The 22543-nt window shown below is 36.2% G+C and carries 20 protein-coding genes; 8 read left to right on the top strand and 12 right to left on the bottom strand.

What is annotated here, in order from left to right; genetic code table 11:
• Positions 1 to 3 precede the first annotated feature (3 nt).
• The 5 genes from DKG80_RS05645 to DKG80_RS05625 all read left to right on the top strand — a co-directional run bounded on the left by DKG80_RS05645 (position 4) and on the right by DKG80_RS05625 (position 2750).
• Entirely contained in the window at positions 4 to 348 is a 345-nt protein-coding gene (locus tag DKG80_RS05645) for a hypothetical protein (protein ID WP_162555706.1), read from the top strand.
• Positions 349 to 363: 15 nt separating this feature from the next.
• The gene (gene msrB / locus DKG80_RS05640; RefSeq protein ID WP_109830343.1) at positions 364 to 744 is read left to right on the top strand and encodes a peptide-methionine (R)-S-oxide reductase MsrB; all 381 of its coding nucleotides are present in this window, start codon (positions 364 to 366) and stop codon (positions 742 to 744) included.
• A 138-nt stretch (positions 745 to 882) separates the two neighbouring features.
• A complete protein-coding gene (locus tag DKG80_RS05635; protein WP_162555705.1) occupies positions 883 to 1245 on the top strand; it encodes a mechanosensitive ion channel domain-containing protein in 363 nt (120 codons plus the stop codon).
• Positions 1199 to 1600: a mechanosensitive ion channel family protein gene (locus tag DKG80_RS05630; RefSeq protein ID WP_162555704.1), complete on the top strand. Its 402-nt coding sequence runs from the start codon at positions 1199 to 1201 to the stop codon at positions 1598 to 1600. Before DKG80_RS05635 ends, DKG80_RS05630 begins: the two co-directional genes overlap by 47 nt.
• 97 nt (positions 1601 to 1697) lie before the next feature.
• Positions 1698 to 2750, top strand: a complete 1053-nt coding sequence (locus DKG80_RS05625) for a S66 peptidase family protein (protein ID WP_109830340.1) — start codon at positions 1698 to 1700, stop codon at positions 2748 to 2750.
• 62 nt (positions 2751 to 2812) lie between these two features.
• On the opposite strand, the gene fbaA is transcribed toward DKG80_RS05625, so the two are convergent.
• Positions 2813 to 3877 (bottom strand): class II fructose-bisphosphate aldolase, encoded by a 1065-nt coding sequence (fbaA, locus tag DKG80_RS05620; protein WP_109830842.1) that lies wholly within the window; start codon positions 3875 to 3877, stop codon positions 2813 to 2815.
• A gap of 263 nt (positions 3878 to 4140) precedes the next feature.
• A complete protein-coding gene (locus DKG80_RS05615) occupies positions 4141 to 6951 on the bottom strand; it encodes an AsmA-like C-terminal region-containing protein (RefSeq protein ID WP_162555703.1) in 2811 nt (936 codons plus the stop codon).
• Positions 6952 to 7174: 223 nt separating this feature from the next.
• Here DKG80_RS05615 and DKG80_RS05610 point away from each other — a divergent pair, with 223 nt between their 5' ends.
• The gene (locus tag DKG80_RS05610; RefSeq protein ID WP_245906965.1) at positions 7175 to 7927 is read left to right on the top strand and encodes a 1-acyl-sn-glycerol-3-phosphate acyltransferase; all 753 of its coding nucleotides are present in this window, start codon (positions 7175 to 7177) and stop codon (positions 7925 to 7927) included.
• 261 nt (positions 7928 to 8188) lie between these two features.
• Complete coding sequence (locus DKG80_RS05605) at positions 8189 to 9178, top strand: CobW family GTP-binding protein (RefSeq protein ID WP_109830338.1); 990 nt, start codon at positions 8189 to 8191, stop codon at positions 9176 to 9178.
• Positions 9179 to 9325: 147 nt separating this feature from the next.
• Here the strand turns inward: DKG80_RS05605 and DKG80_RS05600 are convergent, their stop codons facing one another.
• The 5 genes from DKG80_RS05600 to DKG80_RS05580 form a co-directional block, all read right to left on the bottom strand.
• Entirely contained in the window at positions 9326 to 10441 is a 1116-nt protein-coding gene (locus tag DKG80_RS05600; RefSeq protein ID WP_109830337.1) for an RCC1 domain-containing protein, read from the bottom strand.
• Between the two features lie 411 nt (positions 10442 to 10852).
• Positions 10853 to 11779 carry a hypothetical protein gene (locus DKG80_RS05595; protein ID WP_162555702.1) on the bottom strand — a complete coding sequence of 309 codons (927 nt, stop codon included), beginning with the start codon at positions 11777 to 11779 and terminating at the stop codon, positions 10853 to 10855.
• A gap of 230 nt (positions 11780 to 12009) precedes the next feature.
• The gene (locus tag DKG80_RS05590; RefSeq protein WP_109830335.1) at positions 12010 to 12891 is read right to left on the bottom strand and encodes a PhzF family phenazine biosynthesis protein; all 882 of its coding nucleotides are present in this window, start codon (positions 12889 to 12891) and stop codon (positions 12010 to 12012) included.
• Positions 12892 to 12952: 61 nt separating this feature from the next.
• Complete coding sequence (locus DKG80_RS05585; RefSeq protein WP_109830840.1) at positions 12953 to 13483, bottom strand: sigma-70 family RNA polymerase sigma factor; 531 nt, start codon at positions 13481 to 13483, stop codon at positions 12953 to 12955.
• A 216-nt stretch (positions 13484 to 13699) separates the two neighbouring features.
• The gene (locus DKG80_RS05580; RefSeq protein WP_109830334.1) at positions 13700 to 13909 is read right to left on the bottom strand and encodes a helix-turn-helix transcriptional regulator; all 210 of its coding nucleotides are present in this window, start codon (positions 13907 to 13909) and stop codon (positions 13700 to 13702) included.
• 168 nt (positions 13910 to 14077) lie between these two features.
• Here DKG80_RS05580 and DKG80_RS05575 point away from each other — a divergent pair, with 168 nt between their 5' ends.
• A complete protein-coding gene (locus tag DKG80_RS05575; protein ID WP_109830333.1) occupies positions 14078 to 14395 on the top strand; it encodes a hypothetical protein in 318 nt (105 codons plus the stop codon).
• A gap of 307 nt (positions 14396 to 14702) precedes the next feature.
• Here the strand turns inward: DKG80_RS05575 and DKG80_RS05570 are convergent, their stop codons facing one another.
• The 5 genes from DKG80_RS05570 to DKG80_RS05550 form a co-directional block, all read right to left on the bottom strand.
• Positions 14703 to 16460: an ATP-binding protein gene (locus tag DKG80_RS05570; protein ID WP_109830332.1), complete on the bottom strand. Its 1758-nt coding sequence runs from the start codon at positions 16458 to 16460 to the stop codon at positions 14703 to 14705.
• A 3-nt stretch (positions 16461 to 16463) separates the two neighbouring features.
• Entirely contained in the window at positions 16464 to 17516 is a 1053-nt protein-coding gene (locus DKG80_RS05565) for an SIR2 family protein (RefSeq protein ID WP_109830331.1), read from the bottom strand.
• A gap of 1155 nt (positions 17517 to 18671) precedes the next feature.
• Positions 18672 to 19103 carry a VanZ family protein gene (locus DKG80_RS05560; protein ID WP_109830330.1) on the bottom strand — a complete coding sequence of 144 codons (432 nt, stop codon included), beginning with the start codon at positions 19101 to 19103 and terminating at the stop codon, positions 18672 to 18674.
• A 203-nt stretch (positions 19104 to 19306) separates the two neighbouring features.
• Positions 19307 to 20614, bottom strand: a complete 1308-nt coding sequence (gene xrtN / locus DKG80_RS05555; protein ID WP_109830329.1) for an exosortase N — start codon at positions 20612 to 20614, stop codon at positions 19307 to 19309.
• Positions 20611 to 22536, bottom strand: coding sequence for a VIT domain-containing protein (locus tag DKG80_RS05550; protein WP_109830328.1), 1926 nt, complete (start codon positions 22534 to 22536; stop codon positions 20611 to 20613). Before DKG80_RS05550 ends, xrtN begins: the two co-directional genes overlap by 4 nt.
• Positions 22537 to 22543: the final 7 nt, after the last annotated feature.

Genomic DNA, 22543 nt, shown 5'->3' with positions numbered 1-22543 from the left:
TTAATGTCTACTTTAGGTTTTGTCTTTTCTATGTACACACCTTGGTGGTCTTTGATATTGATGGCAGCAGCTATAGCTTTTGTATTTCCGAGTAATAATATCAACGCATTTCTTAGCGGTTTCTTGGGAGTAGGTCTACTTTGGCTAATTATGGCATGGAAGATAGATGTGGAGACTGAGTCTGTTCTTTCAGTAAAAGTTGCTGAGTTGCTGATGATGGATGATACTAACATGTTGGTATTGTTGTCTGGTATTATTGGAGCCTTTGCAGGTGGATTAGGAGCTTTTACAGGAAATTCTTTTAGACAGTTATTCCTTAGAAAGAAGAAAGAAAGTTTCTACAGTTAAAAATTGAATATAATTATGACAGAGCAAGAGTGGAAAGAAAAACTAACTCCAGAACAGTATAGAGTACTAAGGCAAAAAGGTACCGAGAGACCGTTTACTGGAGAATACAATAGCCATAAAGAAGAAGGACAATATGTCTGTGCAGGTTGTGGAGAAAAACTATTCGAGTCCGATCATAAGTTTGATTCAGGGTGTGGATGGCCGAGTTTCTACCAACCTACTGAGAAGTCTAAAATTACTAATGTACTGGATACCTCTCATGGTATGACTAGAACAGAGATACTGTGTACTAACTGTGGAGGTCATCTTGGTCACGTATTTACTGATGGGCCAGAGCCAACGGGGTTGAGATATTGTGTGAATTCTGTTTCCTTAGGTTTCGAGAAAAAGGAATAATACTCTAAGACAGTACCAATGACCTTACAAGATTTCTTCCATTTTAAGTTACTTCATATTGGCGGCCTACAGATTATGGTCTACCATATTCTAGCGCTAGTAGCACTTCTTGTAGGGACTCGTTTCATCTTATTTTTGATGAAACGAATAATTAAACGACAGATAGAGTTGTCGGCTATGGATTCGGGAAGAGCATTAGCCTTTTATCAGCTTGCCAAGTACATAGTAATTATAGCAGCAATTATTTATGGGTTCGAGTTAGTAGGAGTTCACGTTACCTTATTGCTGGCAGGTTCTGCTGCACTTTTGGTGGGGTTGGGGCTTGGTATTCAGCAACAGTTCAATGATTTAGTTTCAGGATTTCTACTTCTATTTGAGGGTACCGTAAGCGTTGGAGATATAATCGAAATAGACGGTCTTGTGGGGAAAATCACAGAGATCAACATGCGTACAAGTGAAGTCATTACTCGCTCGAGAAGGTATTATTATCATAGTTCCTAACTCCAAACTGGTAAGTGACAATGTTATAAACTGGACTCATAATCGTAAACCAACAAGATTTAATGTATCGGTAGGAGTAGCTTATGGTTCGAATATTGAACTCGCTGAAAAGATTATACTCGAAGTTGCTCAGCAAAGTGAGAAAGTAGTTAATGATCCAAAGCCTTTTACTCGGTTCGTTGATTTTTGTAATAGTTCTTTAGACCTTGAAGTACACTTTTGGAGTCTTGGGATGTGGGAAATAGAGAATATTAAAAGTGAAATAAGGCTAGGAATATATAAGGCATTTCAGAAGAATAATATTGAAATTCCTTTTCCGCAGCGAGATGTACATATTAAAACTAAGGCTGGTTAGAATTTAAAGCTATTTAGAGGTTTTTGATATATATAATTCGACGCAATCATTGCTATTTGAAGCTTAGGTTTATTATTTTCTCTTGTAATTTCGAACTATGAAGAGACGCTCGTTTATATCCAAAACAATACTAGCTTCTGCTGGAGCTTCATTTTACATAGGAAATGCAAATGCTACCAAAATATCTGATCAGCCTCTAATCAAACCCGCTAAGTTGAAAAAAGGCGCTCAGGTAGGTATGATAACTCCTGCTAGCCCAATGTCAAAAAACCTCTTTGATAAAGCTTTGAAAAACTTAGACAATCTAGGCTATCAAGTTAAGCTCTCTTCAAATTTGAATATAAAGAATGGTTTTTTAGCAGGAAGTGATCAACAAAGAATAGAAGATATCCATAGCATGTTTGAAGATCCAGATATTGATGGAATCATTTGTGGAAGAGGTGGTTATGGAACTGGTCGTCTATTGGAATCTCTTAATTATGATCTGATTAAAAGTAACCCTAAAGTGTTTTGTGGTTTTAGTGATGTTACTGCATTACATTATGCCATTCAAAACAAAACAGGTTTGGTGACGTTTCATGGACCAGTTGCTAGCTCGGATTTTTCATCGTTTACTAAAGATTCATTTGAATCGATAGTAAGAAAAGGAAAGAAATCATTTAAAGTCAGTCGTCCTAAGTCATGGGATCGTCTTCAAAGTACAGAATATACCTATCATACAATCACTTCTGGATTTGGATTGGGACCTTTGGTTGGAGGTAATTTAAGTTTGATGTGTTCACTAGTAGGTACACCCTACGATATTGACTTTTCAGGTAAGGTGGTTTTTATTGAAGAAATAGGAGAGGATACCTATCGAATTGATCGAATGATTACTCAATTATTAAATGCTAAGAAGTTTGATAATGCAGCTGGAATTGTACTTGGAGTATTTAGTGGTTGTGAAATCAAATCCAAAGACCCAAGCTATCTCGAGCATGCTACTTTAAAAGCTGTACTATTTGATAGGTTTAGCAAACTGGGTATTCCTGTAATATATGGATTGCCTATTGGTCACATTGCTGATAATGTTACACTTCCGATGGGAATTGAGGCTAGTATTGACACTGATAAGCAAGAACTGAAGATTTTGGACAGCGCTGTTATCTAAGAATAAATATAAAAAAAGGGTTCCGATCTCTCGAAACCCTTCAATATCATAAAAGGAAACTATTATTTATTAGTTCCTACATTATTCAAATCTTCACAAGATTTCTTAAGTCTTGCAACAAAAGATTTCTCAGCCTCTCTTGTCCAAACTCTTGGATCGTATACTTTCTTATTAGGTGCATCAGCTCCCTCAGGGTTACCGATTTGACCTTGTAAGTAGTCTTTCTTTTCAGCGTAATAGTTTCTGATTCCATCCCAGTATGCCCACTGTAAGTCAGTATCAATATTCATTTTCACTGCACCGTACTCTATAGCCTCTCTGATTTCTTCAGTAGATGATCCAGATCCACCGTGGAATACAAAGTTTACTGGATTTGGCTTAGTTCCGTATTTCTCTTGGATGTAATCCTGAGAGTTTTTCAAGATTTTTGGAGTAAGCTTTACGTTACCAGGCTTATAAACACCATGAACATTACCAAAAGCAGCAGCAATTGTGAATCTATGTGATACTTTGCTAAGCTCTTCGTAAGCATATGCTACTTCTTCAGGTTGAGTATATAATTTAGACTCATCTACATCAGAGTTATCTACTCCATCCTCTTCACCACCTGTGATACCAAGCTCAATTTCAAGAGTCATGCCCATTTTAGACATTCTCTCAAGATACTTTTTACAAGTTTCAATGTTTTCTTCGATTGGTTCTTCAGAAAGATCAATCATGTGAGAACTGAATAGGGATCTGCCAGTTCTAGCGAAGAACTCTTCTCCAGCGTCTAGCATACCATCTATCCAAGGCAATAATTTTTTTGCACAGTGGTCAGTGTTCAAAATAACAGTAACTCCGTATGCTTCTGCCATTGCATGCACGTGATATGCACCAGATACAGCTCCTGCTATAGCCGCTTTTTGACCTTCGTTTGAAAGACCTTTACCTGCATTGAATACCGCCCCACCGTTTGAGAATTGAACCATAATTGGCGATTCTAAATCTCTTGCAGTTTCGATTACTGAGTTGACAGAGCTAGTTCCGATTACATTTGCTGCAGGAAGAGCGAAGTTGTTTTCATTAGCGTAGTTCAACAACTCAGTTACCTCTTCTCCTGATAAAACTCCTGGCTTAAATTTCATTTCGATTGTAATATTTTCATGTGCAGGTTTACCATGGATTAAAATGATTGTGCTCTGCACGGTTCATAATTCGTTAAGCGACACAAAGATTATCATTTTGCTTCAAAATAAAAGGTTTTAGGCACTTAGATGCAGAAGATCAGCAGGTATGAATATGTAATATGATTTATAACATAAGATTTAGGATGAATTCATAAAGCAATACTCGTTTGCTTTAAACAAAGAGCAATAGATTTTATCTTTAGTTGATTACTTTGGAATACTTAGAGGGAGGCTTTTCTTAAGTTGAGCGTAGAGTCTACTTGTGATTCTCTTTCTTGAAGTAGAGAAAGGCGTTGTTCATAATGTTTTTTCTTTATTGAAAACACTTCCATACTGTCATTGGTGGTTTCTACTGCTAGGTAGTGTTTTAGTCTTCCAAACGTTGCACTATCACTTTTTACTTCTTTTAGCTTTTTCTCCTGCGATTTTAAGAGAAGGTCTTTGATACTTATCATGAGATCGTATCGGTAGTCAATAGCTCCAGTATGATATCCTGATAGTTCGATGTTAGCGAGACTAGTTTTGAAAATAGTTGTAGGGATGACTAGTTCTTCGTTCTGAAATAGGACTTTGAAACTCGGATTGGCCAAGTAGACTATTTCTAGATTCTCTTGCTTGATGAACTTCATGGATTCAGAAATAGGGGCATAATTAATTACTTGTCCGTCCCTAAGTGATATATCAAAGTTGCCAATCATATTTTCTTCTTGATGATCCAGCCTTTCATCATAATCCAAAACAATAATCCCATCAAGATCCATTTCACCTTTGAAATGTTCCTTGCCAAATAGTTCCTGATCATCCGTTCCGAATTTTGATATGACTTCGCTCAATGAAAGTTCTTTGGCGTTTACATTGCAGACTAGATGCATGTGTTTTTGTTCATCATAGTTGATATCTCCATTGAGTTTGAACGTACCATCAAGAAGGTCGAATTTGGCTCTATGGATTCTAAGATCATTGTCTCGAATAGTAAGTGTAGAGGATAAGCTCTGGAGGCTGTAGTCCTCATAAGTTGCTTCTGGAGTAGAAAAATTCAAAGTGTATTTTTCTATGAGTAATGAGTTGTCAGTACTAGCAGAATTATCTTTTGGCTCTTTTTTACCAAAGTCCATTTGGTTGTAATAAGCTTTGATCGAATCGATATTAAATCTCTTCAATCGGGCTGTAGATGCTCCTTTCACTACATATATGGAATCAGATAAGTCAACACTCAGTGATGATTGAATTCGTCCAAAAGGGAATTCAAACCCTAAAACGCTGGCATGAAATAAGGTGTCATCGAGTTGGCCTTTTAAGTGGAGTTTGTCTAACTCAATATTGTTGTACTTCAATTTACCTACTTTAATATCAGAGACCAATTCCAAGTGATTATTGGTACTTGATGAGGTCTTAGATTCAGAAGAGTCGTTTTGTAAGGTTAAGTATTTATTCACATCGATGTAAGGTAGGTCAGCCGTTACATCAACCTTATTGACTATTTCATTATCGATAATTTGACTACTGGCATTTAGGGTAACTTTTCCGTCTTCGAAATTGCAAGAAGCGTTAGATACGTTGATAGAATCTTTACTAGCAAATAAGGATATATCTACGTTTGATACCGATAATGAGTCATATATTATTCGGTTGGACGCGAAGTCAATATTGAGTTCTAAGTATTTTGGAAGAAAAGATTGGTTAATCGAATTAGGTTTTGATTCGGTCTCAGGTTCTGTTTTAGGTATTACCAAGTCCTTTGCATATATATTAAGGTTGGCTATTGTATTTCTCCCTTTTGAATAACCTAAGAGGGGTAAGATATTATCCAAGGTTCCTTTAGAAGAAAATGAGGTTTGGTTATACATTCCGTTGATATGCTGGATATTTAGATAAGCCTCTTTCAATGAAGCTTTACCATTCAGGTGCTTTATTGCCAAATCTGAATTTCGATCTATGTAATTAACATCATTTAGTACGAATGAAGCATCAGAAATTTCATCAGCAGACTTAAGTCCTTGGTCTAGCGTTTCCAAATCACCTTTTATGTTAGTTTCGAGGCTAATGTCACCGGTCATTTCTATTTCATCTAGATCAAGTAATTCTTTCAAGTCTGTGAGATGAATATCTGACTTTAAATCCAGTACGATAAATGGATTATTGAAATTGATGTATTGACCGGAAAAGTCGAAATAGCTCTGGTTATAGTTGAATTTGCCATATTCAATTACCGCTCTGCTGGAACTAGCGTTTCGGTTGACCCCATTGGAGTAATACCCTTTGAGTTTCACACTGTCAATTTTGTTGGTTGTAACAGATGAGCTGATTACCTCTTCGATACCAAAGTTGATGGTTATATATGGAGACTGAATCGAATCTTCTGGTTCTGCATTTTTTAGCATTGCTAATAGCTGAAGCCTTGGATTATGTTGATCCATATTGAATGAACTCGTTCGAGTGTCTACTGTCATAAAAGCACCTCCTTCAAGCTGGAAATAATCATGCGTAGAGTGTTGTTCGAATATTCCACTATCTAGCGTCATTTCTATTTTACTGCTATCAAATTTGTTTTCAATGACAACCGATAAATCACTGATATTAATTAGAGGAATTTCTATCTCAGGATACCCAGATGGCTTAGGAGATTCTTTTTTTGTGGATTCTATGGTGAGTAGTTGACCAGTAGAATCTATAGGAAGGTAGAGTACGACTCCTGATAAGTCTACCTCCTCTACAGGAAAAGTCTCTTGATACAGTTTATTGAGATCCAATTTTACAGACAGGTGATTCACTTGCAACAATTCATGGTTGGCATCTTTGAGAGACATAGAATCAATGGCTACTGTAGCCAAAGGAAAATTAGTGATAGTAGTAATATCTATATCTGAGAAGGAAATCTCACCTTGTAATTGATCCTCAATCTGGGACTGGAACTCATTTAACAATAGGTCATGAAAAATGTATCTAAGCCCAAACTCGAAGGATGCCAGTAGAATCAAAGGGAGTAAGGCCAGCTTTAATAGGCCCTTAAGTATTCGAATGAAAAGTCTCACAGAATGAAAGTAATAAACATTATTGATTTGAGAAATGATATGATCAAATAGGCTTACGGACTATTGGCTCAATCAAAGTTTAAGACTTTTCTCTCAATAAAAATTACTATCCGGCTAAGGTTAGAATGAGCTTTGACTAAAATCATATATCCAACTAATTTGAAGCAATTTACCTCATTTAGTTTCTGTTCAATTTGCATTGGATTACTATCACATCATTCCTATGCATCCAATTCGAAAATTTTTAAGTTATCTATTGACTCCTGTCTTTTGGTTATACTTTGGGCTGCTCCTAGTGATTTTTCATCCTATTCAGGTGATATGTAAGTCATTTGGTAGGACGGATAAGACTAGAAAAAAGGCAGTAGATATATTGAATGCAATGCTGCTTTATGGACTGACCATCTTGGGAGCCAAGATTAAATTTAAAGGCTTTGATCAGTTACCGAGTGATAAGCCATTCATCATCGTTTCCAATCATCAAAATCACTTCGATATATCTCCCATAGTATGGGGCTTTCGCAAGTTCACTCCAAAGTTTGTTTCCAAGCAAGAACTAGGAAAAGGAATTCCTAGTATTTCATACAACCTAAGACACGGAGGATCGGCATTGATAGATCGTAAGAATTCTAGACAGGCCATTACTGAAATATTAAAACTTGGCAGGCGAATAGAAATTGAATCCACTTGCGCTAGTATTTTTCCGGAAGGAACTCGTAGTAAAACGGGAGAGGTGAGACGATTCAAAGAAGGGGGATTAGATGCTTTACTTAAAATGGCTCCTAGTGCCGTGATTGTTCCATTGGTCATAGACGGAAATCATAAACTAATGCCCAATAAAGGCTTTCCGTTGACCTTTGGTACAAAGCTTAACTATACTGCCTTGAGCCCAATTGATCCGAAAGGTAGAGAAGTGAAAGAATTAGTCGTAGAACTAGAGGAATTAATAAAGTACCAACTTAATCAGGCCTCTTAATTGTTTATCAAAACCTCGAAAGAGTTACTTGATAACCTAATCAAGTAACTTTTCAAGAGAAAACGCCTTTTATAGTTAATCACAATTGATTTAAGCTCAATTTCATTCCCACTTTGATTCCAATGGATGATGTTCTTCTCGTAGTTAGGATCGATACTTATCTATCTTTGAATGTTTGATTTTTAAATTAACTATCAAAAATCTCTGGTACCCGTTTGGGTAGGGGAGTTTCATTCATTCTAGTGATAGCAAAGTAGCGTAATGAGCAGAATACCAGTACATATTATTACAGGCTTCTTAGGAAGTGGTAAGACAACATTCCTTAATCATTTCATCAAAGAGCGTTTGCCAGAGCGCATTTTGGTAGTAGAAAATGAGTGTGGAGAGACGAATGTTGACGGAGGACTAGTCATGGATGGAGTAGAAGAAGTGATAGAGTTGAGCGCAGGGTGTCTATGTTGTTCATTGTCTGATGGCCTATTGGATATTTTGTATGAAGCGTCTAAAAATAGAGATCAATATGATCGATTGGTCATCGAAACTACAGGCATCGCTGACCCTAGTTCGATCGTTCAGGTTTTTCTAGAAGATAGGCAAGTAGAAAGGTTTTTTGATCTTCAACAAGTGGTCTGCTTAGTAGATGCAAGTCAGCTGAAAATATGGCTAAAAGAGACAGAGGAAGCTCTTAGGCAAATAGCATTGGCGGATTGTATTTTGGTCAATAAATCTGACTTAGTCAATCCTCAGGAACTGAAAGAGGTAGAATCATCGATTGATTATATCAATCCTCTAGCCAAGGTCTGGAAGGGAGAGCATGGTAAGTTTTCAATTAGTCAAGTGCTAGAAGTAGGAACCATAAAGCCAAGGACTGTAGAGTCAGGTGCAGCTGCGGCACTGAAAGATCATAATCATAATCATGAAATCAACAACAGTCATAAGATCACGACTTTCACACTTAGTTTTCAATATCCTCTTGACTTGAACAGCCTGACGCTAGAACTAAACAGAATAGCGAATCTTTATCGTGATCAAGTATATCGGGTTAAAGGTTTTATAGCGATCCCAGATTATCCCAATCGAGTAATCCTACAGTCAGCTCATAGTTCTTTTGTCGCGACGGATGGTACTCCTTGGGAAGACATGACAAATCGAACTGGTAAATTGGTCTTTATTGGTCGAGATATTAAAAAAGAATATTTTGAAAAGCTGTTCAATCAATATATGGTCCGTCCTTTAGAGTCTCGACTCTAGTTCTGTTTGTTGAATATGGGTAAAAAAGTACCGGAGATATTAGTACCTCATTTTTAAATAACTGGTTCTTTCAAGAATTTTATTTAATAGAGTAATCTGTGTGTGCTATTCTCTTCTTTGTTATCAGTTTCTTAATGATTGGTAATCTCAATCATTGGAGTCAAGAATTAGTATAGGTTCAAGCGCTTGATCAGTTGTGCCATTTCCAAGCTGACCATACATGTTAAGGCCGGTCGCCCATAGCGAACTGTCTGTTTTTATAAAAACGGAATGGAAAGTACCGGCCGATGATGAAATAACTTTATAAGCAATCTCTATTGGAACGTTCTTATTGATTGTACTACTATCGCCAAGCTGTCCAAATTCATTGTCTCCAGTTGCCCATAGAGAACCGTCAGTTTTTACAATTAGAGAATGTCGATCACCTGCGGAAACAGAAGCCACATCAGTCATAATCTTTACTGGGGTCTTCCTGCTCTGAATAGTTCCGTCTCCAAGTTGACCATTTGAATTATCTCCAGTAACCCATAGAGAACCGTCAGTTTTTACAATTAAAGAATGTCGATCGCCTGCGGAAACAGAAGCTACATCTGTCATAACCTTTACTGGAGTTTTCTTGTTCTCTAAAGTTCCGTCTCCAAGTTGACCTGCTGAATTATCTCCAGTCGCCCATAGCGAACCATCCGTTTTGATGATTAATGTATGACGTCCTCCACCAGAAACAGTGGATACGTTGGTCAAAACCTTTACTGGCGTGTATTTGTCTTCCTCTGTTCCATCTCCAAGTTGTCCATAATAATTGTCGCCTGAAGACCAAAGCGACTTGTCCTCCTTAATCATTAGAGAATGATTATCGCCACCAGAAACAAAAGTTACATCAGACATAATTTTAACAGGTGTCGACCAATCGTCTGTAGTTCCATCTCCAAGTTGTCCAGATCGGTTATATCCGTTGGACCAAAGGGAGCCATCCGTTTTAACGATCAAATTATGACGAGAACCCGTAGCAATTAAAGCAACATCGGACATAAGGTTAATTGGTTTGGCTCTGAATTGCCCTCTGGTATTATTTCCGATTTGCCCATTATTATTTAAACCATTGGCCCAAAGCGATCCATTAGTGTCAACTACTAATGTATGTGAAGTGCCAGCAGCTACATTCTTTATTTTCAATGTCTTTGCTCGATTGATTTCTTCATCTTGATCACAGGAATACAGAAAAATAATGCTGAAAATAAGTGTGGTAGTAATTTTGTTTTTCATAGGTTCATATCGCTTTGGTTAATTGATAATCATGTTACTGATAACAACTGAGTATATAAAACTTAGTCTTCATTTTAAAATGACTGCAATGCTATATATGACAACAGTCAATTACAAACGGGAATATGTGACATGTGCCTGTTATTTTAAGTGTAAGTGCAACGACACTTAAGATAGAAGATTAAGTTCTAGTGTCTCCCGACACGGCCTTTCTAGTGCTATAGTTAAATCAAAGTGCCAATAAACGAGATACTAAGCACTATTATTTACTCAAGTGTAAAAGATTATGCTAATAAGTAGGAGGATCGGATATAGAGATGATTTGATAAGCAGGCCGTGTCGGGAGACACTAGGGTTTCATTTTTAAGTTAGAAGTCACCCTTCGGAAGACTTCGGACAACGAGCGTAACTCTATTTCTTAATTGATACTTTGTAGTATCCATTTACCGTTTTCAAAATTACCTGCTCTTCTAAGTTTTTTACATTTTCTATTGGGTCAGGGCACTTAAACCTTGTGCTCTTTCCGTCTATGTTTAATTCATAGTAGTACAAATTTTTGGAAGTCACACCTATTACATAATGGTTACTTCCATCCAAACTATAATTTAGCGTTACTTGATCAATAAGAGATAGTGGACTTTCGCCGAAATATTGAGTTCCATCCAAGTCAAAATTGCTGGAATTGCAATCTGTGACACCTGCTAGTGCAGACTTGATAATCGTACCAGTATATAGTAGATCGCTTTCTTCTAAATAAACTGTTTCGTTTCTAAAATGAGCTACGGCAGCATTGCTTTTGATTACATCTAGTTGGGTTAAGCATAATAATGAGTCGATAAATTCTTTTTTCAGGATTTCATATCGTTTTGCTGTCAAAAAATCACTCAATTCTCTTCCTTCTAGCTTTCTATCTTCTATTTCAGAAGAGAATCTCTTTTCTAAGCTTTTATTATTGACAAAACTCAAAGAGGCTGTTTTTAAAAATGTTTTTATGAATCGAGGAGGTTCATACTTAAATGCCTTGTCTCTTTTCTCATCAAAACCATAGATAGATCCACCAGTATCAACATGAATTCGATTATTTGCCAGTACTAGATCCTTTATTAATTCTTTTGACTCCTTATCGTAGATTAAAACTTTACTCTGAGGTATTGAATTGTCAGTTATAAAAAAAACATACTCATCTGTATCTCTATAATAGGTAGGGATAGGGTCTATCTTTTCGAAAACAAAATCTCCTTTCATATCTGGGCTAAAGACAGCCATTTCCGGATATTTATCTTCTTCTGTTTTACAAGAGGAAAGTACTATAAGAGCAATTAAATATATGTATCTCACTGGTTTTATCTTGTTGATTTTTTGAGGTTGGGTCGAGTAAAAATAAAATCTCAAAGATACCTCGTACTCTTGGGGCAGGGAGCTTTATTACCCGTTATTTAAAGTCTAACTGCAATGGTACTTAAAATTGAAGATGAGACAATAATATCTAATTTTTAAGTTTGAAGTCACCCTTCAGGAGACTTCAAATTTCAAACAACCAGCCGTCCAATCGATTGTTTGCTGACTTTTTAAACGTTTATTTCAATATCTAATTCCTTATTTAGTATTCCTTTTCCACCGGCCATTAAATCCTTTATTTTTTCGTTTTCGGTTCGTAGCTTAACAATAATTAGACTTGGTGAAGGCTCTTTCATATATTTCCCTTGTTGAATGTTAAAACTTTTTTTCTTGATTTTTAAAATGTCAAATAAATAACATCCAAGAGGTCCAGCCGCCATTCCTGTTCCTGATTCCTCTAGTATTCCATAGCGAGGACCAAACATTCTTGAAGTAGCATCATGTTCTGTATCAGTAGAAAATATATAATAACCAATCAAATCGAATTCATCACTAACTTCTCTGATCAAGTCAAAATCTGGAATTATATTTTTTAGAACCTCACTACTTTTAACAGGAACGAGTAAGAATGAATTTCCTGTATTTACAATTTGAATTGGAGCATTATGAATCAAATCCGTTTTCTTTAATCCTAACGATTTTAGAATCACACTCGCTTTATTAACTACATCAGTATATTTTGGAGCTAGTTGTTCCATAAATGCTAAATCTCCTATTATTTCTATTTTTCGTTTCCCATCTATGGTTTCTTTTGAGGAACTATTATTTTTTAGAATTCCTATTTGTTTTAGATAGGAAAATGTAGCTACAGTAGCATGTCCACAATGTGCTATTTGTTTGTTTGGAGTAAAGAAATCTAATTTAAAGTCTTCCGTTTTAGATTTTGAGACAAAAGCAGTTTCTGATAAACCTATTTTTTTAGAAATTTCAAGTTTATTTTCATCAGATAGTTTATCTGCATTTAAGACTACACCAGCAGGATTGCCACCTTTACCTTTGTCTGCGAAAGCATTAAGGATTTGTACCTTAATTGTTTTTTTAGAATTGTCCATTTTTATTGTTGATATGTTACAACCGATGGACGCTATGTGTTAGAAAAAGACGTAGTAAATCCTAATTATTTTCAAAATCTATTAGATTTCCTCTACTATCCGATTCTACATTTGGGCAATCTAAAATTTTTTCTTTTAAGATTTCTTTAGCTTTTTGAACTCTTGATTTCGTTCCCGAATAAGAGATTTTTAAATGGTCTGCTAACTCTTTTTGTGAGTAATTTTTAAATGAAGTTAAAATAATAGCCTCTTTATGTTGAGAAGAAAGGCTTTCTATTTTTTGATTTATACAGCTTGTTAATTTTGAATAATCGAAATTATCAGTGTCTATTTCTGGGAAATCTAAATCATCTATTGAAATATCGTCGCGTTTTACTTTTCTGAAATAATCAATAATACTATTTCTTGTAATCTGATAGACCCAAGATGTAAGTTTAGAAGTATGCTTTAATTGATGAATTTTAGTTTGAACTTTCAAGAAAACCTCTTGATGAATATCTTTTGACGTTTGTTCATCTTTTATTTTTCCCAAAATAAACTTGTAAAGTTCTTCACTAAGGTCAGTCCAAATAGTATCGATTTTAGTTTTCACAATTTTGGTTATTTCAGGTTGCAAATAACACTCAGTGTTCATATAAATTGAGTGCAATGCTATAAACGAGAACAATCAATAATATGTGACATCTACCCATTATTTTCAGAGTAGGTGTAAAAGCACCTGAAGATGAAAATGAAGTTCTAGCGTCTCCTTTTAAAATTTAAAGTCCCTCTTCCCAAGACTTCGAAAACGTAGCTAATTAATAGAGGATTAGTTTTTTGTGCTTACTAATAGTTCTCTGACATCAACGTCCAAAGCTTTAGCAACTTGAAACAAACTCTCAATTCTAGGTTGCATATCATTTCGGCACCATTTTGAGATCGTATTTGTATTCATATCTATCTCATCTGCCAACCAATTGTTGGTTTTACCTTTCTCAGCTAAAACAGCCTTTATTCTGTTATAAACGAATTTTTCCATTGAATTCATTCAGTGTTTATTCAAATGTATAAAAGAATAATAACTCCATTGAGGGATGAAAATATGCTTTAATGGGAGTTTTAAAAATCTTTATGTAACTTTGAAATGCTTTAAAGGGAGGTTAAAATACTTTTAAGGTTTTTTATCATTATTCTAAATTCGATAGGTATGGAACAAGAGAAACTTATTATTCAGTTAATTCAGCAAGATTTAAAGCATAATCAATTGACTCAAGGTTTAATTCAAATTGGTTTGGATCATGGAGGGGATTATGATTTAGATATTTTATCGATTGTTGCTAAGTTGATGGGTGTTCCTGAAGAGAATATTGATAATAGATGGATTGACATCTATGTTAGTTTTATGTGTGAAGCTCATAAAGTGGCAGTCTTAGCTAGTGGCGAAAACTTAATTCCTTTAGCCGAACAGTGTTATGAACTTTTAAGAGTTGAATGGGAGATAGTGAGTCGCCTTAATTTGAGATAGTAGTTCTTGTTAATTCTCCCGTTATTTTAAGTGTAAGTGCAACGGCACTTAAAATAGACGATGAAGTTCTAGTGTCTCCCGACACGGCCTTACTAGAGCTATCTTTAAATCAAAGTGTCAATAAACGAGATACTAGGCACTATTATTTACCCAAGTGTAAAAGATTATGCTAATCAGCTGGGGTCGGATATAGAGATGATTTGATAAGCAGGCCGTGTCGGGAGACACTAGGGTTTCATTTTTAAGTTTGAAGTCACCCTTCGGAAGACTTCAAACAACGGGTAATGTGTATGGTTGTGAAGGGGGGCTATTTCCTACTTTGTTTTCTATAGTTTTCTACAGCTTTATTATAGTCTGTTTTCTTCTCTTCTTTATTCCACTCAGTCCAAAAATCAATTGTGCTACTTAACGGTCTGTTTTCCTCTTTTGGCATATCTAGCATAATCCGTGAAGGAAGAAGTACAGCATCTCCCAATACTATAGTTTCTCCAACATCTAATGTTGGAAGAATATCCGCAAAAACAGTAAGATTATCAGACATGAAAGACTTAACTGTGCTTTGGTCTTGTTTATTGGAAAGTCTTAATGACATAATATTGTTACATTGACTAAGTATCGTTTCACTAACATCAGAGGGTCTTTGGCTAACTACAAGTAAACTAACCCCATACTTTCTTCCTTCTTTAGCTATTTTTTCGAAATTCTCTAATGCTCTTTTCTCATTAGGATTACTTTCTCCCTTTTTGGGAAGATATAGATGCGCTTCATCACAAACCAAAGCTAATGGATGTCTCTCCGTTTTCTCCGTCCAAAATTGAATGTTGTACAAAATCCTAGCAACTAATCCAATCATTATTGGAAGTACATCTGTAGGTACTTCAGAAAAGTCAATTACTTTAATACCCAAATTATTATCCTTAAACTCAATAAGCTGTTCTATTATTTTTGTCAATGCATCATAACTATCTAATTCTGCTGGGTGTTTAAAAAGAAACCCATATCGCTTATCTGTTATCTTGACATCTAAACGAGTTAATAGTCGACTAAATTTACTAAAATAAGGTCCCTGTTTTGGTGTTGATTTGCCTGGAACCATTTCTTCATTCAGCCTTTTTATTTCACTAATAACAGAATTCAAATTATACGGAACAGGACTATCAATAGTAAACGAGCTTATAATTTCCTTTTTACCATTGGTTTCAAGATGTTTTAATTTTTCTTCGGCAACCTGCTTTTGGAAAATAGTGACTTGATTATGAGCTGTAAACTCAGAACTATCTATAAACATGGATTGCATTTCTTCTGTATTCAACAACCAATATGGCAAGAATAAGATACTCTCATCTTTAGATTCTAAATCATCAGGACCCGCAATACGTAACTGCTTAGCAAAATTTAGAGTTGAATATTCGCCATGTAAGTCAAAAACAATCATTTTGGTAGTTGGTAACTTTGCTGCCTTTTCTAATACTGAAGCAACAGTCCAAGATTTACCAGAACCCGTACTTCCTAATATTGCAGCATGACGCTGAAAAAACTTATCCCCATTTAATTGTGCGCGTGCCTTTTCACTTAATGAATATTTACCTAAATCAAGAGAAACGTCAGATTTGGATTTTGCAGAAAGCAAGCCCATAAAATTCTCCAAGTTTTCATTTTCAATAGAAAAAGATTTGGCATCTATATCTGGTATTTCTTGAATAGAACGTGAAAAGTAGTTGGTTTCTGTTCCTTTCTTACCTTTAAATGTAGCAACAATAGCTATTGTTACAATATTCGATACTCTTTCAAGAATAGAATCTGCACTTACAGGATTAGTTTCTTCCTCTTCATTAGGTTGGACGATATTTTTCAACTGTTCAGTTGAAGGATTTTTAATTACACGTTCTACAATTGCAATTGCCCATTCTTCTACTACAGATGAAATTTTCACAGCAACCAAACGACCGACTCTGGCAAGTTTAAGTTCCTTAGGTTTTACATCTAAACTTAATTTAGTTGTGTCAACATATACAACTTTTCCTACATAATCTGTTTCATCATTAAAATCAAAAAGCTTCGCCATTATTTATAATATTTCATTTGCAAATTCGTCAATCTGCCAAATCGGTTTGTTATGTTCTAATTCAGTTCCTTTGTATCTGATTGTAGCACCTCCATTATAATTGTCACTAATTGCAATTATCTCTGGATTCTTATCGAGTATTGTTTTTGCATTCCCTATTAAATCTTTAGTCACAATTACAGCTCTGTGACTCACTTGATTAATATTTTGGCATATTTTTTTGTCAATATCTATATCATTAAAGCCGTACCCTATGAATAAATATGTACGAGCTCTATCTATCGCTTTATCCATTTCAAGATAGAAATGCCTATTCTCAACAATTCTTTTATGTTTTGTTTCTCCTGGGGTTATAATAAACCTTTCGTAATCATCGATACTCTCAAAATAAGATAAACTATCATTCCGATAGACATTTTCATTTTTTACAAAATAGTTAAGCGAACCATGCACTTTGTGTAATCTAATATGTGGGTAAACCTTAGGATAAATTTTGCCAGTTTTACTGTTATTTTCTATTCTATTGAATAATTGTTCTGATTCTCCCCAATCGAACTTCTTTTGTATTCCACCATAAAATCCATCATTGTAATCTATTTGACAATGCGATAAAGCATTCTCAATAATCAAGTCATAATTTGGTGTAATAATATCAATTATTGGGTTGGTATAAGATAATGCATGTTTAAGCCGCTCAAAAAGAGCTATTATCGGAATGTTACCAATAGAAATCTTGGAAATATTTTTATAACTAACCTTCGCAACATGTTTTCCAGTTTCTGCAATAATACTTTCAAGTAAAAAATCAGACTTTACAACATTTAAAGAGTTCTCAAAATCAACCTTCCTATCTAGGTTTTCCAAAACTAATTTCCATTCACTCTCAGCTTGCTTGTTACCTTTTACAACCATTGGGATAACTGACTTTAGATGAGATTCTAAAGCTCCCATACCAAAATCAAAGTCAACCGAAATTGAACTTCCAGTTCCAATTATTAAAGCAAGTTGCTTTCGAAGTCTGTCCTGTATTTCTTGATATAATTCATTTAAATCCATCTTGTCTTAACAGTCTCTGCTTGTCAGTAAAAATTAGGCTCTTTTACAAACTGAAGAATCAGTCTGTGTGTTAAAGCTTGTAAATGTGCCAAATGTGCGTAGGCTGTCTCGTTCTCCACATGAAACCTAACGACCGAGTAATAACACTCCTTTTTTTTCGTATTGATATACAATACTATAAACGACAACAACCAATTACAAACGACGGGGGATATACTATTTGCCTTATTAATGATTCCCCAAAACAGCCATTAAAACCAGAAAAAACACACCAAATCTCTCAAGAAATGACGCTAAGCGGTTTTGAGTAATAAAAACCCAGAAAAAATGACCATTCGCTGAAAAAAATGAGTCTACGGAGATTTTCTGGGGTCATTCGCACATTTTCAGGAGCCATTCGCGGTTTTTTGAGTGCCATTCGCTGATTTTGAAGGGGTATTCGCATGCGAATGGCTATAAAAAAGTGCGAATGGGCCTTCCAAAACAGCGAATACCCCTTCCAAAAGTGCGTAGCGCCATTTTTTTTAGCGAATAGGGGCAGAATTATAGCGTAGAGTCATTTCACCTCTCATTATAATGTTCCAATACATAAAATGCGGTTAATCACCCTAGATGACAGCGAATAGGGTGAAATTCTGAGATAAAATAGATGGAAGTTATTTCTAGCTCCGCAGCGGAGCACGATTTTTACTGACGTCGGAAGCTTCCTCCGCCGCGGAGGAAGCTTTTTACGCTGAACAAAACCTCGCTCCGCGGCGGAGGAAGGTTTTTACGCCAAACAATTGGTCGCTCCGCGGCGGAGGAAGGTTTTTACGCTAAACAATTGGTCGCTCCGCAGCGGAGGAGCTTTTTTTGAAAAAAATACTTCTGAAATCAAAGATTGCATGAGCCTATCGCCATGCTGAAGTTGGTATAGTAGGATAGGGGCTAAAATCAAAGAATCTGCGTCATTACGAACGAAGTGAAGTAATCTGTCAAAGTGAGGCAGCTGCCTACCTGAATAGATCGCTTTCCCGAAAAGTCGGGACAAGCAGTACCTCGCGATGACGAGATGCTTGCGGCCTACATCATCTAAAACCGTCGTCCCAAAAAGCAATAACATGCCAGCTAGGATTGATTATTTGGATCTCTACCCCAGGCTTCTAGCCTTCTTCACTATTCTACCAATAGGCGACCAGCCAAGTAGTCTATAAATGCTCTGAACTTTTCAATCAAGTACCTTCTAAATCCAATAGAGGAAAGAATCCCTATTCCTAATAGGTCAAATAGCATATCTACAAAGTCGAAGGTACGATTGCTAAAGGCTAACTGGCTAAACTCTTCACCAATAGCAAAGACCAAAACTATGATCGATCCTAGATGAAAACTTCTGCTGAAAACTCTTACACGGTTGAATCTAAGTGCCATATTGAGTAGCAGTGCCATGATCCCGAAAAGAGTGAAATGACCTATTTTATCACCAAAAGGGACACTATGTCCAATATCCATGATGAAGTTTTTTTGATTTGTATCTGCTTGGGTGATCATCCAGACTATGAAGGTGAAGAATAGCGCTGAGGGTAGGTATGCTGTGATTTTTGATTTCATTCTATATAATATTTCTCAAATGGAAAGGTTCATTGATATTGATTTCTATAACGTAGCGTTACCGCGTAATTGTCTTTTCGGCTAGATATAAATTTCAATCGCAGGGCGATAGCCAATTGGGTCTAATTTCCCGACTCTTAGATACAGCCTTGAAAAATGCGAAGATAATTCATGTCTATGGAGCGAGGAACTTCATTTTCGATTTATGATAATATGTTCTGATCCAGTAGAATATGAATTTGTCGTTTGAGTTCTTCTCTAGAGTCGCAAGTAATATTCACCAAGTAAAATGGCTCGTTGTTCATAATAGCTTGCTTGCGCCATTCGATCTGATCTCCTGTCATGCTTTGGTGGCTTTGAAACCACCATGCGGTATAAATTTTGTCTTTGCCTTTAATCAGTTCAGCATGATTTATTATTGTTTGGTTCATATTCCATTTGTCTATTTTCTTGAAAGAATAGCCGCTCCCTTGCCAGCAAATCATAGGATTGTGATCTGCACGATAGGGAGCGACAGGAGGTTTGATATAGATAAGGGCATTGTCATTCGTTAGTTTGGTTACATCACCATGTACTTGTTTAGATACAAAGCCTTGGATATGAATTGGCTCATGAGGTAGATGATTACGCTTGGTCTGTTGTAGTAATATGACCACTAGGAAGACTGATAAAAGCGTGAAATATTTTGGGGTAGGGAAGACTCGGACAAAGTCTACTGCCGATTCTTTGACAGCTTCCTGCTTTTTAAGGCTCCAGTTTACAACAAAGTAAAAAGGGATAAGAATCTGGATAGCATAGATACTAATCCCAAGGACTTCATGTAGCCAGTGTTCAGGCATGATTTTGAATAAAATCAATAAAGTGATCCTGACAATGTTTCCTGATACTATCAAACCAAGCAAGACCGTATAGAACCCCAACAACCGAGGCAAGGTCACTTTCTTATGTCTTGATAACTGGGCTATAATAATAGTACCAAACAATAGGCCATATCCTAGCATCTTCAATCCAGCGCAAGCTTCATCTACCAGAAAGGAAGTCCCTTCCATGTAAACCATATTACCTTCTATTCGAGCTTCCAGGCCAACATTTTCGAGAATAAAGGTGACTATCTGAGAAAGCTTCAGCCGCAGAGGAAAACTCACCAAGCTATTGAAATAGCTAAAAAACGGAGATGCAATGAATGCATGAATGATTAAAGTCAGTTGGATGTTTCCCATAGCTGACCGCAGTAGCAATATCAATAGGGTGCACATGATCATGTAGATACCAATGGTGGTTGGTAGCAGCAGTGAAACAGCGCCTATTATCAGCCCAATCCAATAGAGGTTGAGGTTCACTTTATTATAGGCAGGCTGAGCAGAAAGTGGTAGAGTAACGAGGCATATCCAAAAGAACGTATGGTCTCTCAAGTAATGAGGATACATAATCCCGAATATGATTAAGGGTATGGCTGCAGCTAGCAGCCATAACTTATAATCCTTCAGCGTATTTATGTTTAATGAAGTCATGCGGTAGTTGTGCTATTTTGGGATCTCCAATACATAAATACTAATAGCCCTATGCCTATCATGATCAATGCCCATTCGTGAGGCTCTGGCACAGCTCCTGAGTTGTTAGTATGTTGATCGTTTTGCTCTGTTTCCGTTCCATCGTGGTCAATAGCTACAAAAGAGGTGTATTCACTCAATAGGGAATACTTCAAAGCAAGAGCTGTAATTTCTTCTTTGTTTGATTCAAAACCAGAAACAGACTCGTAATCAGATAAATATTTAAGTTTGTTTCTAGCCCATAGATACTTCAAGCCTTGTTGGTTTGGGTCGATATTGTTAGCACTAATACCGATTTCATTTACATACTTATTATCCGAGGTATGCCCCGTAAGTTTGACTTTGCCGTTAGCTTTTCCTTTCCATTTACCAAGTACTACGATTGGTTTTTCAGCGAATAAGTCAGGTTGTTGAACAGGGGTAATGTCATAGACGTCGAGTTCCTTGAATTTAACTTTTACGTCGGTAAGGACGGGACTTCTCACATATTCGCAGAAATCAGCAGCTGTTTGTTTTGCAAATTTTTTGTTGGTCACAATGAATGGCTGTGCTTGACCAAAATGAGCAATTCCCTCTATCAAATGTCTATTCACCGATGAGCCTATTCCAAAAGGGAAAAAGTTCGCTTTGGATAAGTTGCTCTCAATGAAATTGAAAGCTTCCTTTTCTACTGATACATATCCGTCAGTAAGAATCACCATAGAGGTCGAAGATTTATCTTTTATCATACTAAAGGCATGTTTAAATGCGCTAAGCATGTTCGTTCCTCCACCGCTGTTTTGGCTATCTATGTAATTAATGGCGTCACTGATATTCTCAGGAGTTGCTGGGACTGATTCCTGACTATAGACGGAAGAAGACGCTGAGAAAAGGAGTATGTTAAATCGCTCATTGGGGTTGAGGTTGGATAGAATCTCTTTGATGAGTGTTTTTGAAACTTCTAAAGGAAACCCGTTCATCGATCCGGATACGTCTATAATGAAGAAGAATTCCCTTTTCGGAATTTTACTTTTCTTGATCCTCTTAGGGCTTTGTCCGATATATAAAAAGAAGTTTTCTTCATCACCTTCATAAAGTGTAATTCCAGTTTGAATATCATTTCCTGCGAGCTTATACTTTAGAATAAAATCCTTTTTATTGCTTAAACCATTGTTGTCCAAAAGGATAGTCGCATTCTTATCACTTTTATATTCGATCAAGGTCTTGTGTGAATCTACACTGACGCCATGCAGAGGTATAGGAGCGTTTAAAGAAACTTCAATATCAAATACGGGTTCTACTATTGGGTTTTCGGGATGGTCAAGATTAGCATATGGATTTACTATCCACTCTTCTTTTTTTTCTATTTCAGCGTTGTATCTACTGCCAACTATAGTAGGATAAACGAATTCATAGACACCTTTTACAGGAATTAAAAGCTCTGTGTATTTGATCTCTATGATGACAGTCTCATGTGCTGGAATGTTTCCTAAGTCCATTTGAAAGACATTAGGTCTATGCTGTTGGAAGAGGGAAGCCGTTTTGCCTTCATCTACCGCTTCTTCAAATTCTTTTTTCGCCTGTTCCTTTTCTTTGATTTGAGCTTCGATGATTCGATCTCCTACAGTCATTGTCATGGCATTGACAGCAGCATTCGTAGAACCAGGAAAAACATAGGTAGCCCCTAATGGAATATCTTGGTCGTTTACATAAACCTGACGAGAAGTCACTTCCGCAATAATTCCTGAAATGGTAGCTTTTACATCTACTTTTTGGATAGGTAGAGAAAGTTTTTGTCCGCTTGAGTCTGTTGCTATTACGTAGGGAGATTCAGCCTTTTCGAAGTTTTGAGAAAAAACAGCTTGCGTCATGCAGACGAGTAAGATGATGAGTTTGATTTTCATATTATTA

Source organism: Reichenbachiella versicolor (assembly GCF_003171675.1).
GTDB classification, from domain to species: domain Bacteria; phylum Bacteroidota; class Bacteroidia; order Cytophagales; family Cyclobacteriaceae; genus Reichenbachiella; species Reichenbachiella versicolor.
The sequence above is the reverse complement of the archived record's forward strand: the minus strand, read 5'-3'. Positions and strand labels throughout refer to the sequence as shown.